The sequence below is a fragment of the Nocardioides sp. URHA0032 genome (assembly GCF_000620645.1).
GTDB lineage: Bacteria > Actinomycetota > Actinomycetes > Propionibacteriales > Nocardioidaceae > Nocardioides.
The window spans coordinates 236,216-250,671 of sequence record NZ_JIAV01000014.1 but is presented as its reverse complement, the minus strand read 5'-3'; the positions used below and the strand labels follow the sequence as shown (position 1 = coordinate 250,671).

Sequence of the window (14,456 nt, the reverse complement as noted above, 5' to 3'; positions counted from 1 at the left end):
GCCGCGACATAGCGTCGTACCTCGCCATGACTGCCACCGATCTCGACGCCCAGCGCCCCGTCGGCACCCCGCCCCGGGTCACGCCGCCTGCGGAGCGCACCGTGGACTGGCGCCGGCTGCGCAGCCCGGTCGCGACCGTGGCACTGGTCGCCTGCGCGATCGCGGCGGTCGGCACGTCGCTGGGGTCGCTCGTCGCGGGCCACCTGGCCGAGGACGCCACGAGCCGGCTCGTGGGGCTGCTGGCACTCTGCGTGGTCGGCGCGGCGGTGCTCGACACCGGGGCACGCACGTTGTGGGCGGGCGTCGTCGATCGCGCCGAGGGGCGGCTGCGCGCCGACCTGCTCGACGCCGCGTTGCACCAGCCGCTCGCGACGCTCACGGAGCAGGCCGTCGGCGAGGTGCTCGACCGGGTCGACGACGACACCCACGAGGTCGGCACGCTGCTGCGCCAGAGCGCCTGGCTCGCGATCCGGACGCTGCTCGCCTCCGGCCCGCTCTGGGTGGTGGCCAGCGTGACCTGGTGGCCGGCGTTCTTCCTCTTCCCGCTCGCGGGCCTGGCCGCCCTGCTGACCGTCCGCCCGCTGCTGCCCCAACTCTCCGCCCGCAAGGTGGAGGAGGAGGCGGCGTGGACCGATCACGCCGCCGCGCTGGAGGAGGGCATCGCCGGGCGTGACGACGTGCGCACCAGCCTCGGCCGCGCGCACGTCCTGCGGCGGTGCACGGCGCTGGCGGCCGAGGTGAACCGCCGCTTCGCCGTCGTGGTCGGCCTCGAGGCACGCATCAGCCGCCGCACGGGCACGCTCCTGCACGGTGTCCTCGCGGCCACCGCGCTCGTCGGCGTCGCGCTGGTCGCCGACGGCGACCTGGACACCGCGTCGCTGGTGACGCTGTACCTCGTCACGACCATGTTCGTCGGCCAGGTGGACAACCTGGCCCGGCACCTGCCCGACCTCCAGGCCGGCTTCGGCGCGGTGCTGCGGCTGCGCAGCCTCCTCGGTGCCGAGCGGGAGCCGGTCGGCGGGATGGAGCTGCCCGACAGCCGGCTCGACGTGCAGTTCCACGACCTCCACTTCGCGTACGTCGAGGGCCGGTTCGCCCTCGAGCACGTCGACCTCAACGTCCCGGCGGGGACCACCTGCGCGCTGGTCGGCCGCACCGGCTCCGGCAAGTCGACGCTGGCGTCGCTGCTCTCGCGGGCAGTCGAGCCGGAGCGCGGCTCGGTGTTCCTGGGGGGCGTCGACGTCCTCGATCTGGACCTGCAGAAGCTGCGCTCCTCGGTGGGCGTCGTGACCCAGCGCACCGAGATCCTGGCCGGCACGCTCGCCGAGAACATCACGTTGTTCGAGCCGGTCCCGCGCGCCGAGGTCGAGGCCGCCGTCGCCGAGCTCGGGCTGGACGCCTGGGTCGCCGGTCTGCGAGACGGCCTGGACACCCTGCTGGGTCCCGGCGGCACCACGCTGTCGTCGGGCGAGGAGCAGCTGGTCGCCTTCGCCCGGCTGCTCGTGCGGCACGTCCGCGTGGTGGTGCTCGATGAGGCCACGGCGCGGATGGACCCGGTCACCGAGGGCCACGTGGTCCGTGCGGCCGAGCGGCTGCTCGCCGGGCGCACCGGGATCCTGGTCGCGCACCGGCTCTCGACCACCGAGCGGGCCGAGCAGGTCGCCGTGCTCGACGGCGGCCGCGTCGTGCAACTCGGTCTGCGGGCGGTGCTCGCCGCGGAGCCCGGCCCGTTCCGGGACCTTCTCGAGGCATCCGCCGAGGACGGGGTCGTCCGCCCCGTCGACGAGTCGGCGGACCGGAGCGTCGGCACCGCCCGGCGTACCGGTGAGCCGCCCCCGCCGCCCCGGCTGCGCGACATCCCGGGGCTGGCGCGCGCGACGTACTCCGCTCTGGTCGTCGAGCCCCGCTGGGGGCTGGTGAGCGTCGCGCTCTTCCTCTTCTCGGTGCTGACCGGTGCGCTGGGTGCTGTGAGCGGGTGGATCTGGGGCCACCTCGTGGTGGCGCTCCAGCGCGGCGAGACCCCGACGGTCCTCACTGCGGCGCTCGTCGTGTCGCTGCTGACCTCGCCGCTGCTGCTCGCCGAGGCGATCCGCCGCTACCCGCGCTGGTGGGTCTCGGTGATGCTGCGCGTCCGCACCTCGGTCCTCGCCGGCCAGACCGCCCAGCACCGCCTCGAGCGCACGCCCGCCGGCGAGGTGGTCGCCCGGACGATGGACGCCGACCGGCTGGCCCGGTACGCCGACCGCTGGGTCGACTTCGTCAACGGCCTGCTGATCGCGGTCGTGACCGCGATCCTCGCGCGGAGCCTGCTGGCCGGCGGCGTGCTCCTCGGGGTGATGGTCGCGTCGTCGCTGGCGTCGTCGCTCGGTCGCCGGGTGGCCGGCCGCTCCGCCGCGGCGTCGGCCGCCGCGCGCGCCGGGTTCGGCCGCTCCCTGGTCTCCGCCCTCGACTCGGTGCGCACCGTGAAGCTCGCTGCCTCGACCCCCAGCGTGCACGCCCACCTGAGCCGGGTCGACGGAGGCCGGGTCGACGCGGCGGTCCGCGAGCACCGCGTCCAGGCACTGCTCGACGGCGTCCCGATCGTGATGGTCCAGTGCGGCGTGGTGACGGCGTGGGCGGTCCTGGTCGGCGGCGGCTGGGGCCTGGCCACCGCGCTGCTGGTCGCCGGGGCGGTCAACGGGTTCGACTGGTTCGGCCGGGTCGCCGGCTCGGTGATCACCGAGGCCCCGGGCACGCGCGCCTGGATGCAGACCACCAGCCGGCTCGCGGGGGGTGGCGACCTGATGGAGCTGCCGGCCGATGTCGACCTCGTCACGGGCGCCTCGCCCGCGCCCGAGCCCGGGGTCCGCGACCCGCTGCGCACGCTGGAGCTGCGCGGCCTCACCGCGGTCCACGACGACGGCACGATCGGCGTCAGCGACGTCGAGCTGACCGTCGGGTCCCGGGAGCTGGTGCTGCTGCTCGGCCAGGTCGGCTCGGGCAAGTCGAGCCTCCTGTCCGCTCTCGCCGGCCTGGTCTCCAGCCACGGCCAGATCCGCTGGAACGACGAGGCGGTCGCGGACCCGCAGACGTTCCTGCGGCCCGGGCGCGTCGCTCACGTCGCCCAGGTGCCGAGGGTGATGTCGGGGACGTTCGCCGACAACGTCCGGCTCGATCATCCCGATCGCGCCGTCGTCCCGTCCCTCGAGACCGCGCGGCTGACGCCCGACGTCGAGGCGGCGGGCGGGCCGGACGCGCTGGTCGGGCACCGCGGGGTGCGGCTGTCCGGGGGTCAGGTGCAGCGCCTCGCCCTCGCCCGCGGGCTCGCGTGCGAGGCCGAGCTGCTGCTGGCCGACGACGTGTCCTCGGCGCTCGACGCCGCGACCGAGGTCGAGCTCTGGACCGCGCTGCGCGAGCGCGGCGCAACCGTGGTCGGCGCGACCTCGAAGCGCGCGGCGCTGGTCCAGGCCGACCGGGTCGTCGTGCTCGTCGAGGGCAGGGTCGCCGCGGTCGGCCCGTGGACCGAGCTGTCGGCGTCCTGGGGGCACCTCGCGGGCTAGCGCGAGCCGGATCGAGCTCCTCCGCTGCCGCCCAGAGCTCGCCGCCCAGCAAGCGCTCGATCGGGTCGGCGCCGCTGCCGACGCGCAAGGTCCGCGAGCGGTTACGGTGTGCCCCTCATCTCGGACACGGGGGTCCTCATGCGTCGTACCTTGCTCGCGCTCGCCGTTCTCGCCGCCGCGCTCGTCGCGGCACCCGCCACCGCAGGACCGCCGCCGGGCCGCCCGTCGGGGCCGGCCGCGCGACCGCTGGCCGTGACCCAGGTCCGGACGGTCCACCTGATCACCGGCGACACCGTGCTGCTGACGACCCGCGCGGACGGCTCGCGGGTGTCGCGGATCGTGTCGGGACCGCACCTCGGCGGGCAGGTGATGCACGGGGACGTCGGGACCTCGAGCTACCTCGTGCCCCGGCTGCCGGCGGCGCTCCGGTCGAAGCTCGACCCGTCGCTCTACGACGTCACGCGCCTCGCGCGGCTCCACGGGTCGCGAGTCCCGGTGGTGGTGACGCTGCGGGACGACGCGGCGCCACGTGCCCGCAGCGCCGCCGGCGACGCGCTGCACCTGCGGCGTACGTCCTCGGGCACGGTGCTCGGGTCCTACTCTGCGGCCGGCGTGCAGGCCGCCGACCTCCAGGCGGTCCGCTCGGTGCGGCTCGCCGGGGCAGCGACGACCCACACCGCCTCCCGTGCCCGGCACACGCTGACGATCGAGCTCCACAGCGGCGGTGGGGATCCGGTCGGGTACGCCGACGTGCTCCTGATGGACCTCGACGATCCCGCGTTCGGCGGCTTCCTCACGACCGGCGCCGACGGCACCGTCACGGCGAAGGTTCCCGAGGGCAGGTACGTGCTCGTCGCCTCGACGTTCAGCGCGGTGCTGCTCCCGCCGGAGTTCGCCGTGACCGACGACAGCACCGTGTCGCTGAACCTCGCGGACGCGACCGCACGGCCCCACGTCTCGATGCCCGGCCACCGGGTGGTCGAGGCGGACCTGACCATCAGCGCCGAGGTCGGCGACTCCAACGGCTACTCGTTCGGATTCTCCGGGAAGCACTTCTTCACGCGCGTGCAACCGGTCGCCGCGCAGCCGACCTACGGCACCGTGCACACGGGTGTCTCCGCCCAGCTGGTCCGGAGGGGCAGCGGACCTGCCCGCACCGCGCACCGGCTCGCGGTGACCGCCGACGTCGCCGACGGGGTCCCGGCCGACTTGACCTTCGTGCACCACCACGACGACTTCGCGCGCGTGGTCCAGGAGTTCTACGCCAACGGCCCCGCGGGTCGCCGACCCACGTTCGTGGAGGTCGGGACGTCGGACCTGGGCCTGTCCGGTGGCCAGTCTTTCGAGACGCGGGTGCCCGGCCGGCGGGTGCTGTTCCTCCAGGCCTCGCGGGAGCTGTCCTACACGCAGGTCGTCATGCCCCTGATGACCCGGCGCCACGAGAACCTCACCCAGCTGATCGACGTGCACCGCTATCCCCGTGCCGGGCACACCTACCGGACCGTCTTCGCCCACGGCCCGGTCGGACCGGGCGCGGAGGGGCCGAGCCCGTTCGCGCTCACCGGGCGTTACCGCAACGTGCTGTACGGACAGCTCCCGCTGTTCTCCGGGGCCGGGTCGGAGATGCTCGGCTTCGTGCCGGACGAGGACGGTGAGTGGGCGCTCCGGCAGGACGGCCGGGTGATCGCGGACGGAACGGGCCTGATCTCCTACGCCGTCGAGGTTCCGCGGGACCGGCGGACCTTCGAGCTGACCGCCGTCTCGCACCCGAGCGCCCCCACCTGGACGCTCTCGACGAACGTCGAGGACGTGTGGACCTTCCACTCGGCGCACGGCGCTGCCCGCCAGCCGATCCTGACGCCGTCGTACGTGCCGCCGTCGACGCTGGCGGGGTACGTCGCCCCGGGCCGCACCACGTTCGGCCTCTCGTTCAGCACGCCGGCCCACGACCAGCACGTCGCCCGCGCCACCGTCGAGGTGTCGACCGACGGCGTGCACTGGCGGGACGCGCGCGTCGTCCGGACCTCGACGGACTCGTTCCGGGTGCGGTACGCCACCCCGCGTGCCCACGGCGACCGGGGGACGATGAGCATCCGGGTCACGGGTCGCGACCGGCACGGCAACGCCGTGCGGGAGACCGCGATGGACGTGTACCGCCTGCGCTAGACGGACCTCGGCCGTCGTCCCCGCCCCGCCGGCCGGGCACGGCCACGTGCACGTCGGCCGTCCGGTGGGCGCCTACAGCTCCCCGCTCGCGTCGTACACCCAGCTGGTGTCGGCGGTGGCGAGCCCCTCGACCCAGGAGGCCGGCGCGGCGCTCATGATCGCGCCGTAGTCCCAGTAGTCCTTCCAGAGGCACACGCGGCCGTCGCGCACCCGGTGGACGGTCACGAACGGCAGCGTCACGACCTCGCCCGAGGCGAACGTCCACGTCTCGGAGTGCTCGTACATCACGTCCGCGCCCTGGGCGACGAGCACGCCGTCGTGGTTCTCGTACGCCGCGAGATCGCCCCAGCCGACCTCGAGCCGCCTGGCGATGTCCACCGGGCCTCGGGCGGCCAGGGTCGGGCCGACCGGCACGTCCAGGTAGACGCAGTCCTCGGTCACCCACTCCGCGATGCCGTCGTAGTCCCGCTCGGACAGCGTCCGCCAGAGGCCCCGGACGGCCTCCTCCGGGGTCCGGCTCACGAGGCCGCCTCGACGGCCGGAGCCGGTACGGCGGCGCCGCCGCGCCCGGCCCGCAGGAACTGCCCGGTCCGCTCACGCCCGAGCAGCGCCGTCGGCTCGCCGTCCTCAACGACCCGACGCCCGCTAACGAACACGGCGGGCACGGCGGCGTCGTTGCGGTTCACCATCCGCGACAGCCCGCCGTACTGCTCGACCGGAGCCTCGTGGTACTCCTCCAGCGCGGCGTCGAGGCGGTCGGGGTCCAGCACCACGAGGTCCGCCCGGTCGCCGACGCGCAGCGTGCCCGCGTCGATCCGATACCACTCGCCGAGCTCCCCGGTGAGCCGGTGCACGGCCTGCTCGACGCTCATGAACGGCGTGCCCGCGGCGTCGGCGTCGCGGACGTGCTTGAGCAGCCGCAGCCCGAAGTTGTAGAACGCCATGTTCCGCAGGTGTGCCCCGGCGTCGGAGAACCCGACCTGGATGCCCGGGTCCCGCGCGAGCTTGCGCAGCACCGCCGGCCGGTGGTTGCTGATCGTCGTGCGCCAGCGGATCGCCGTCCCGTGCTCGAGCACCAGGTCCAAGAAGGCGTCCACCGGGTGCTTGCCGCCGCGCTCGACACCGACCTGGCCGAACGACTTGCCCACCACGGAGCCGTCCGGGCAGGCGACGATCTCGGCGTCGAAGAAGTCCCGGTGCCAGACCCGGGGGCCGTACTTGCTCTCGTAGTCCTTGCGGAACTGCCGGCGGTACGCGGGATCGCGCATCAGCTCGTCGCGGGCCAGCTTCTCCTGCAGGTGCAGGGCGGCGGCTCCGGAGCCGAACTCCTCGAAGATCACCAGGTCGATGCCGTCGGCGTACACCTCGAACGGCACGGGCAGGTGCTGCCAGCGGAAGTCGGCGCCGAGCCGGTTCACGACCCGGGCGAGCGGCCGCATCAGGTGGATCACGAACGGGATCGCCTTGATGTCCGCGGCGGACAGCAGGCTGGTGCGCAGGGCCGGCCGGCCGAACCAGCCGATCGAGCCGACGGCCTGGGTGATGATCGTGTGCGGGTGGCTCGCGTCCGGCCCCGCTTGGAGCGCCCGGCGCCGGCGGCGGAGGATCGAGCGCAGCCCGCGCATCTCCTTGCCCTTCGCGTACGTCGAGGGCAGCGTGCGCGAGCGGCACAGGTCGCCGTCGATCTTGTCGAAGAGCAGCTGCTGGGCCGACATGCCGACGAACCCCGCGTCCAGCGCCTCGGCCAGCATCCTCTCCATCCGGGCCCGCTCGCGGCGGCTGGGCCGCACCTCCTTGCGGGTCGCGCGGTCCAGGCCCATGGTCGCGGTGCGCATGTCGGAGTGCCCGATGAACGCGGCCAGGTTCGGTCCGAGGGGCAGCGACTCCAGCGCGGCGGCGTACTCCTCGGCGCTCGACCAGGTCCGGTGCTCGTCGACGGCGCGGATCACGTGCTGGCGGGGGATCGCCTCGACCCTCCCGAACAGGTCGCCGGCGTCGACGCCACCGACGTGCACGGTCGACAGCGAGCACGACCCCAGCAGCAGCGTGGTCACCCCGTGCCGCACCGACTCGGCCAGCCCGGGGCCGTCGAGCACCTCGACGTCGTAGTGCGTGTGGATGTCGACGAGCCCCGGGATCACCCACTTCCCGGCCGCGTCGACCACCTCGGGGCAGCCCGTCTCGTCGAGCTCCTCGCTGGTGACGGCCACGACGTGGCCGTCCCGGATGCCGAGGTTGCGGACCGCGGACGCCGCGCCCGTCCCGTCGAACCAGCGGCCGCCCTTGATGATCGCGTCGAAGGTCATGCCTCGGAATGGAACCGGTTCCAGTTGACACGCGTCAAGAGCGGGAGCTTTCGAGTCTCCTCATCACCGGCGCGGCGAGCGCGCCGTGCACGAAGACGGACAGCACGATCGCGAACGACACCGTCGACCACATCCAGTCGGTGGCCAGGCCCTCGGCCTCCCCGCCGGCGTACGCGAGGTAGTAGATCGAGCCGATCCCGCGCACCCCGAAGAAGGCCACCGTCCGCCGCTCATCAGGCTCGAGGCAGCCGTGCAGCCCGACGGTCCCGGCGAGCGGCCGCACGACGAGGACCAGTGCGACCGCGATCGCGACGCCCTTCCAGTCCAGGCTCCCGAAGAGCCCGCGGGTCGTCGCGATGCCGAGCACCAGCAGCACGAACAGCGTCAGCAGCCGCTCCAGGCGCTCGGCGACCTCGTGCATCGCCGCGTGGTAGTCGTGGGAGCGCTCGGCGGAGCGGAAGGTCATCGCGCACGCGAAGACCGACAGGAAGCCGTAGCCGCCGACGACCTGGCCCACGCCGTACGCCGACACGAGCGCCGCGAGCGCCATCAGGGACTCGCCGCGCTCGGCCACCCGCAGCGACGCGCTGCTCGAGCGGAACGCCGCGTACGCCAGCACCCGGCCGACGAGGATGCCGGCGAGCACGCCGAGGAGGACCTTGCCGACGAGGTACCAGCCCACCCACTCGAGCACCCAGCCGGACAGGGCGCCGTGGGTCGCGAGCAGGATCGCGGCGTACACGAACGGGAAGGCCAGGCCGTCGTTCAACCCGGCCTCGGAGGTGAGCGTGAACCGCACCTCGTCGTCCTCGTCGACCTCATGGTCCCCGGTCTGCGGCCCGGCCACCTGGACGTCGGAGGCGAGCACCGGGTCGGTGGGCGACAGCACCGCGCCGAGGAGCACCGCGGCCGCGGCCGGGAGCCCGGCCGCCCAGCCGAGGAGGCCGATCGCGCCGATCGTCAGCGGCATGCTGATGCCGAGCAGGCGCCAGGTGGCGCCCCAGCGCCGCCACGACGCCCAGCGGCGGACCTCGAGCGGCCGGTCGAGCGCCAGGCCGACCCCCATCAGCGCGACCAGCACGACCAGCTCGGTGACGTGCTCGATCGTGGCCCGGTTCGCCTGGGGGTCGAGCGGCATCCCGTCGGGGAGCGGGGTCAGGCCCAGCAGCAGTCCGACGGTGACCAGCACCATCGGCGCCGACACCGCCCAGCGGTCCAGGAGCGCAGGGAGCACGATCGCCAGCAGGAGGCTCGCGCCGGCGACGAGGTAGACGAGGTCGGCGGTCACGGGCGCGTGGTACCCGATGCCTGCGGTTCCGCACCTCGTCACCGCCCCGGAGTGACAGGAGCGTGAACGCGGTCAGACCCGGGTCGCGGCCGGCGGGGAGGGGTGGACCGGTCAGCCGGCCGTCGCCGCGAACGCCTCCGCGACGACGTCGAACCCCTCGTCGAGCAGCTCGTCGCCGATCGAGAGCGGAGGGAGGAACCGGAACACGTTGCCCCAAGTGCCGCAGGTCAGGGTGACCACGCCGTTGCGGTGGCAGTACGCCGAGACCGCCGCGGTCCGGACCGGGTCCGGCTCCGTGGTGCCCGGCCTGCAGAGCTCGATCGCCATCATCGCGCCACGGCCCCGGATGTCCGCGACCACGTCGTGCTCGGCCCGCAAATCCGCCAGCCGCTTCTCCATGCGGGCACCGATCTCGCGGGCGCGGGCGCCGAGGTCGTGCCGGCGCATCTCCTCGATCGCGCCGAGGCCGGCGGCGCAGGCGACGGGGTTGCCGCCGTACGTGCCGCCGAGACCGCCGACGTGCACGGAGTCCATCAGCTCGGCGCGCCCGGTGACGGCGGCGAGCGGCAGGCCGCCGGCGATGCCCTTCGCGGTCGTCACCAGGTCCGGCACGACCGCCTCGTGGTCGACGGCGAACCAGTCGCCGGTGCGACAGAAGCCGGACTGGATCTCGTCGGCGACGAACACCACGCCGTTCTCCTTCGCCCAGGCGGCGAGCGCGGGCAGGAACCCCGGCGCCGGTACGACGAAGCCGCCCTCGCCCTGGATCGGCTCGATGACCAGGCAGGCGAGGTTCTGGACGCCGACCTGCTTGTCGAGCACGTCGATCGCGCGGGCCGCGGCCTGCTCGCCGGTCAGCCCGTCACGCAGCGGGTACGACATCGGCGCGCGGTAGACCTCGCCGGCGAACGGGCCGAAGCCGTTCTTGTACGGCATGTTCTTCGCGGTCATCGCCATCGTCAGGTTGGTGCGGCCGTGGTACGCGTGGTCGAAGACCGCCACCGCGTCGCGTCCGGTGGCCACGCGCGCGATCTTCACGGCGTTCTCGACGGCCTCGGCGCCCGAGTTGAACAGGGCGCTCTTCTTCGCGTGGTCGCCGGGGGTGAGCTCGGCGAGCGCGGCGCACACGTCCACGTAGCCGTCGTACGGCGTGATCATGAAGCAGGTGTGGGTGAACGCCTCGACCTGCGCGGTGACGTTCCGGACCACCGCCGGTGCCGCGTTGCCGACCGAGGTCACGGCGATGCCGGACCCGAGGTCGATCAGCGAGTTCCCGTCCACGTCGACGAGGACGCCGCCCCCGGCCGCGACCACGAACACCGGCAGCATCGTGCCGACGCCGTCCGCGACGTGCGCCTTCTTGCGGTCCAGGCGCTCCAGCGAGCCGGGGCCCGGGATCTCGGTGACGAGGCGGCGCTCCTGGGGGAGCGAGGGCCCGCCAACAGCAGATTCGGTCATGCATCGAAGCCTCTCACGAGTGGTTCCGTTCCCGGCAGGGGGTTTGGCTGAGGATTTCGTGACCACCAGCCCCCGTGCGGGAGACTGGGGGCGTGAGAGACGTCGCGATCCTGGGCAGCACCGGGTCCATCGGCACCCAGGCCATCGAGATCGTGCGCGCCAACCCGGACCGCTTCCGGGTCGTCGCGCTGACGGCGGGCGGGTCGAACCCCGGCCTGTTCGAGGAGCAGGTGGCCGAGCTCGCCCCGGCGTACTCCGGTCTGGGGGAGGACGCGAGCATCGAGGCCGCGTCGATGTACTGCGACGTCGTCCTCAACGGCATCACCGGCGCGGTCGGCCTGCGCCCCACGCTCGCCGCCCTCGACGCCGGCAACACGCTCGCGCTCGCCAACAAGGAGTCGCTGATCATGGGTGGCCCGCTGGTGCTGGACCGCGCCGCGCCCGGCCAGATCGTGCCGGTCGACTCCGAGCACAGCGCGCTCGCCCAGTGCCTGCGCGGCGGGTCGGCCGAGGAGGTACGCCGGCTGGTGCTGACGGCCAGCGGCGGCCCGTTCCGCGGCCGCACCCGCGAGGAGCTCGCCGGCGTCACGGTCGAGGAGGCGCTCGCGCACCCGACCTGGGACATGGGCCCGGTCGTCACCATCAACTCCGCGACCCTGGTCAACAAGGGCCTCGAGGTGATCGAGGCTCATCTGCTCTTCGGCATCCCGTTCGACCGGATCGAGGTCGTGGTGCACCCCACGAGCGTCGTGCACTCGATGGTGGAGTTCGTGGACGGCTCGACGCTGGTGCAGGCCAGCCCGCCGACCATGCTGATCCCGATCGCGCTCGGCCTCGCCTGGCCGGACCGGGTGCCCGGCACCGCCCCGCCCGTCGACTGGTCGCGGCCGCAGACGTGGGAGTTCTTCCCCCTCGACGACGAGGCGTTCCCGGCGGTCGCGCTCGCGCGCTCGGCAGGGGAGCGGGGCGCCACGGCGCCGGCGGTCTACAACGCCGCGAACGAGGTGTGCGTCGAGGAGTTCCGCCGCGGGCGGCTCGTCTTCGCGGAGATCGTCCCCACGGTTAAGGCGGTTCTCAGCCGCCACGACGTACCCTCTGAGGTGACGGTCGAGGGCATCCTCGACGCAGATGCCTGGGCTCGGGAGACGGCCCGCCAGCTGATCGAGGGAACCAAGTGACCACTCTGTTCTACGCGCTGGGCGTGCTGATCTTCGCGGTCGGCATCCTCGCGTCGATCGGCCTTCACGAGCTCGGCCACATGATCCCCGCGAAGAAGTTCGGCGGGAAGGTCACCCAGTACTTCGTCGGCTTCGGCCCGACGGTGTGGAGCAAGCAGGTCGGCGAGACCGAGTGCGGCGTCAAGGCGATCCCGCTCGGCGGCTACGTCAAGATCGTCGGGATGCTCCCGCCGGGCGCCGCGCAGCTGGCCGACGAGGTCACCACCGACGCCGAGGGCAACCAGGTCGTCAAGGTCCGCAAGTCCAACACCGGGCTGTTCACGCAGCTCATCTCCGACGCCCGCGCGGCCGAGTGGGAGACGATCGGCCCGGAGGACAGCGAGCGCCTCTTCTACAAGATGGTCTGGTGGAAGAAGGTCATCGTGATGGCCGGCGGGCCGACGGTGAACATCCTGATCGCGTTCACGCTGTTCTGGATCGTCTTCGGGACCTACGGACAGCGCAGCATCGAGCCGGACGCCGGCCGACCGGTCATCGACGAGGTCTCGCAGTGCGTGATCCCGTACGTCGACAACCGGACCACCTGCACCTCGAGCGACCCGATCAGCCCCGCCGCCGAGGCCGGGCTCCGGCCGGGCGACGTCGTCACCACCTTCAACGGCACCCCGATCGCCGACTGGGACCAGCTCCGCACGCTGATCCGGGGCAACTCAGACGGTGACGCGGTGATCGGCTACGAGCGCGACGGCAGGCAGCTGACCGGGACCGCCAACACCACCGTCGAGGCCCGCCCCACCTCCCAGACCGACCAGACCCTGCGCCAGGTCGGCTTCCTCGGAGTCACGCCCACCACGCACACCCAGATTCAGACCGGCGGCCCGCTCTACACCCTCGACCAGATGGGCACGATGACCAAGCAGAGCGTGCAGGCGCTCGCCACGCTGCCGGTCAAGGTGTGGGGGGTCGCCGAGGCGATCGCCGGCGTCAAGGACCGTGCCGTCGACAGCCCGGTCAGCATCGTGGGCGGGAGCCGGATGGCCGGCGAGACCGTCTCGGACGCGGGCTTCCCGCTCGCCGAGAAGGCCGTCTTCCTGATGCTGCTGCTCGCCGGGTTCAACCTGTTCATCGGCCTGTTCAACTTCATCCCGCTGCTCCCGCTCGACGGTGGCCACATCGCCGGCGCGCTCTGGGAGGCGATCCGCCGCGGGTTCGCCCGGCTGCGCGGCCGTCCCGACCCCGGGTACGTCGACGTCGCCCGGCTGCTGCCGATCGCCTACTGCGTGGCCGGTGTGCTCCTCGTCATGGGCGTGGTGCTGATCGTCGGGGACCTCGTCGTACCGATTCACATCGAGTCCTAGGCTTAGGGCCATGACCGAGATCAGCCTGGGCATGCCCACGGCCCCGCCGCCGGTGCTCGCCCCCCGGCGCAAGACCCGTCAGATCAAGGTCGGCAAGGTCGGCGTCGGCAGTGACTCTCCCGTCTCGGTCCAGTCGATGACGACGACCCTCACCGCGGACGTCAACGCGACGCTGCAGCAGATCGCGGAGCTCACCGCCACGGGGTGCGACATCGTGCGGGTGGCGTGCCCGAGCCAGGACGACGCCGAGGCGCTGCCCGCGATCGCCCAGCACTCGCAGATCCCGGTGATCGCCGACATCCACTTCCAGCCGAAGTACGTCTACGCCGCGATCGACGCCGGCTGCGCCGCCGTCCGCGTGAACCCCGGCAACATCCGGCAGTTCGACGACCAGGTCAAGGAGATCGCGGCGGCCGCCAAGGACCGCGGCACCTCGATCCGGATCGGCGTCAACGCCGGGTCGCTCGACAAGCGGCTGCTCGAGAAGTACGGCAAGGCCACGCCCGAGGCACTGGTCGAGTCGGCGGTGTGGGAGGCCAGCCTCTTCGAGGAGCACGACTTCCACGACTTCAAGATCTCGGTCAAGCACAACGACCCGGTCGTGATGGTGCGCGCCTACGAGATGCTCGCCGAGCGCGGCGACTGGCCCCTGCACCTGGGCGTCACCGAGGCCGGCCCGGCCTTCCAGGGCACGATCAAGTCCGCGACCGCCTTCGGCGCGCTGCTCTCCCGGGGCATCGGCGACACGATCCGCGTCTCCCTCTCGGCCCCGCCGGTCGAGGAGGTCAAGGTCGGCATCCAGATCCTGCAGTCGCTCAACCTCCGCCCCCGCAAGCTCGAGATCGTCTCGTGCCCCTCGTGCGGGCGCGCGCAGGTGGACGTCTACAAGCTCGCGGACGAGGTGACGGCCGGTCTCGAGGGCATGGAGGTCCCGCTCCGGGTCGCCGTGATGGGCTGCGTCGTGAATGGTCCCGGCGAGGCCCGCGAGGCCGATCTCGGCGTCGCCTCGGGCAACGGGAAGGGTCAGATCTTCGTCAAGGGCGAAGTCGTCAAGACCGTGCCCGAGTCGCAGATCGTGGAGACCCTGATCGAGGAGGCCATGCGGATCGCGGAGGGCATGGAGTCCGTCGACGGCGCCGCCGCGCAGGTCACCGTCTCCTGAA

At 73.0% G+C, this 14,456-nt stretch carries 9 protein-coding genes; 5 read left to right on the top strand and 4 right to left on the bottom strand.

Going from position 1 to position 14,456, the window contains the following annotated elements; translation table 11 throughout:
• Nucleotides 1–26: 26 nt before the first annotated feature.
• Both N538_RS0103225 and N538_RS0103220 read left to right on the top strand, forming a co-directional pair.
• Nucleotides 27–3,539 (top strand): ATP-binding cassette domain-containing protein, encoded by a 3,513-nt coding sequence (locus N538_RS0103225; protein WP_028636098.1) that lies wholly within the window; start codon nt 27–29, stop codon nt 3,537–3,539.
• A gap of 138 nt (nt 3,540–3,677) precedes the next feature.
• Nucleotides 3,678–5,705: a hypothetical protein gene (locus N538_RS0103220; protein WP_155991945.1), complete on the top strand. Its 2,028-nt coding sequence runs from the start codon at nt 3,678–3,680 to the stop codon at nt 5,703–5,705.
• 72 nt (nt 5,706–5,777) lie between these two features.
• Here N538_RS0103220 and N538_RS0103215 read toward each other — a convergent pair whose 3' ends face one another.
• The 4 genes from N538_RS0103215 to gabT form a co-directional block, all read right to left on the bottom strand.
• A complete protein-coding gene (locus tag N538_RS0103215; RefSeq protein WP_028636096.1) occupies nt 5,778–6,227 on the bottom strand; it encodes a nuclear transport factor 2 family protein in 450 nt (149 codons plus the stop codon).
• Complete coding sequence (locus N538_RS0103210; protein ID WP_028636095.1) at nt 6,224–8,011, bottom strand: N-acyl-D-amino-acid deacylase family protein; 1,788 nt, start codon at nt 8,009–8,011, stop codon at nt 6,224–6,226. The genes N538_RS0103215 and N538_RS0103210 overlap by 4 nt, the downstream gene beginning before the upstream one ends.
• Before the next feature lie 34 nt (nt 8,012–8,045).
• Entirely contained in the window at nt 8,046–9,299 is a 1,254-nt protein-coding gene (locus N538_RS0103205; protein ID WP_028636094.1) for a cation:proton antiporter domain-containing protein, read from the bottom strand.
• A 111-nt stretch (nt 9,300–9,410) separates the two neighbouring features.
• Nucleotides 9,411–10,757 (bottom strand): 4-aminobutyrate--2-oxoglutarate transaminase, encoded by a 1,347-nt coding sequence (gene gabT / locus N538_RS0103200; protein WP_028636093.1) that lies wholly within the window; start codon nt 10,755–10,757, stop codon nt 9,411–9,413.
• Nucleotides 10,758–10,849: 92 nt separating this feature from the next.
• Between gabT and N538_RS23645 the strand changes: the two genes are divergently transcribed.
• Genes N538_RS23645 through ispG form a run of 3 tightly spaced genes read left to right on the top strand, consistent with a single transcriptional unit; the run spans nt 10,850 to nt 14,455 of the window.
• Nucleotides 10,850–11,935, top strand: a complete 1,086-nt coding sequence (locus tag N538_RS23645) for a 1-deoxy-D-xylulose-5-phosphate reductoisomerase (protein WP_036569275.1) — start codon at nt 10,850–10,852, stop codon at nt 11,933–11,935.
• The gene (locus tag N538_RS0103190) at nt 11,932–13,293 is read left to right on the top strand and encodes a M50 family metallopeptidase (protein WP_028636092.1); all 1,362 of its coding nucleotides are present in this window, start codon (nt 11,932–11,934) and stop codon (nt 13,291–13,293) included. Before N538_RS23645 ends, N538_RS0103190 begins: the two co-directional genes overlap by 4 nt.
• A 10-nt stretch (nt 13,294–13,303) precedes the next feature.
• Nucleotides 13,304–14,455 carry a flavodoxin-dependent (E)-4-hydroxy-3-methylbut-2-enyl-diphosphate synthase gene (gene ispG, locus N538_RS0103185; protein ID WP_036569272.1) on the top strand — a complete coding sequence of 384 codons (1,152 nt, stop codon included), beginning with the start codon at nt 13,304–13,306 and terminating at the stop codon, nt 14,453–14,455.
• The last annotated feature ends 1 nt before the right edge of the window (nt 14,456 follow it).

Coding starts and splice junctions, on each gene's coding strand:
- gabT (WP_028636093.1), bottom strand. CDS start 10,757: ATGACCGAATCTGCTGTTGGCGGGCCCTCGCTCCCCCAGGAGCGCCGC.
- N538_RS0103225 (WP_028636098.1), top strand. CDS start 27: ATGACTGCCACCGATCTCGACGCCCAGCGCCCCGTCGGCACCCCGCCC.
- ispG (WP_036569272.1), top strand. CDS start 13,304: ATGACCGAGATCAGCCTGGGCATGCCCACGGCCCCGCCGCCGGTGCTC.
- N538_RS0103210 (WP_028636095.1), bottom strand. CDS start 8,011: ATGACCTTCGACGCGATCATCAAGGGCGGCCGCTGGTTCGACGGGACG.
- N538_RS0103220 (WP_155991945.1), top strand. CDS start 3,678: ATGCGTCGTACCTTGCTCGCGCTCGCCGTTCTCGCCGCCGCGCTCGTC.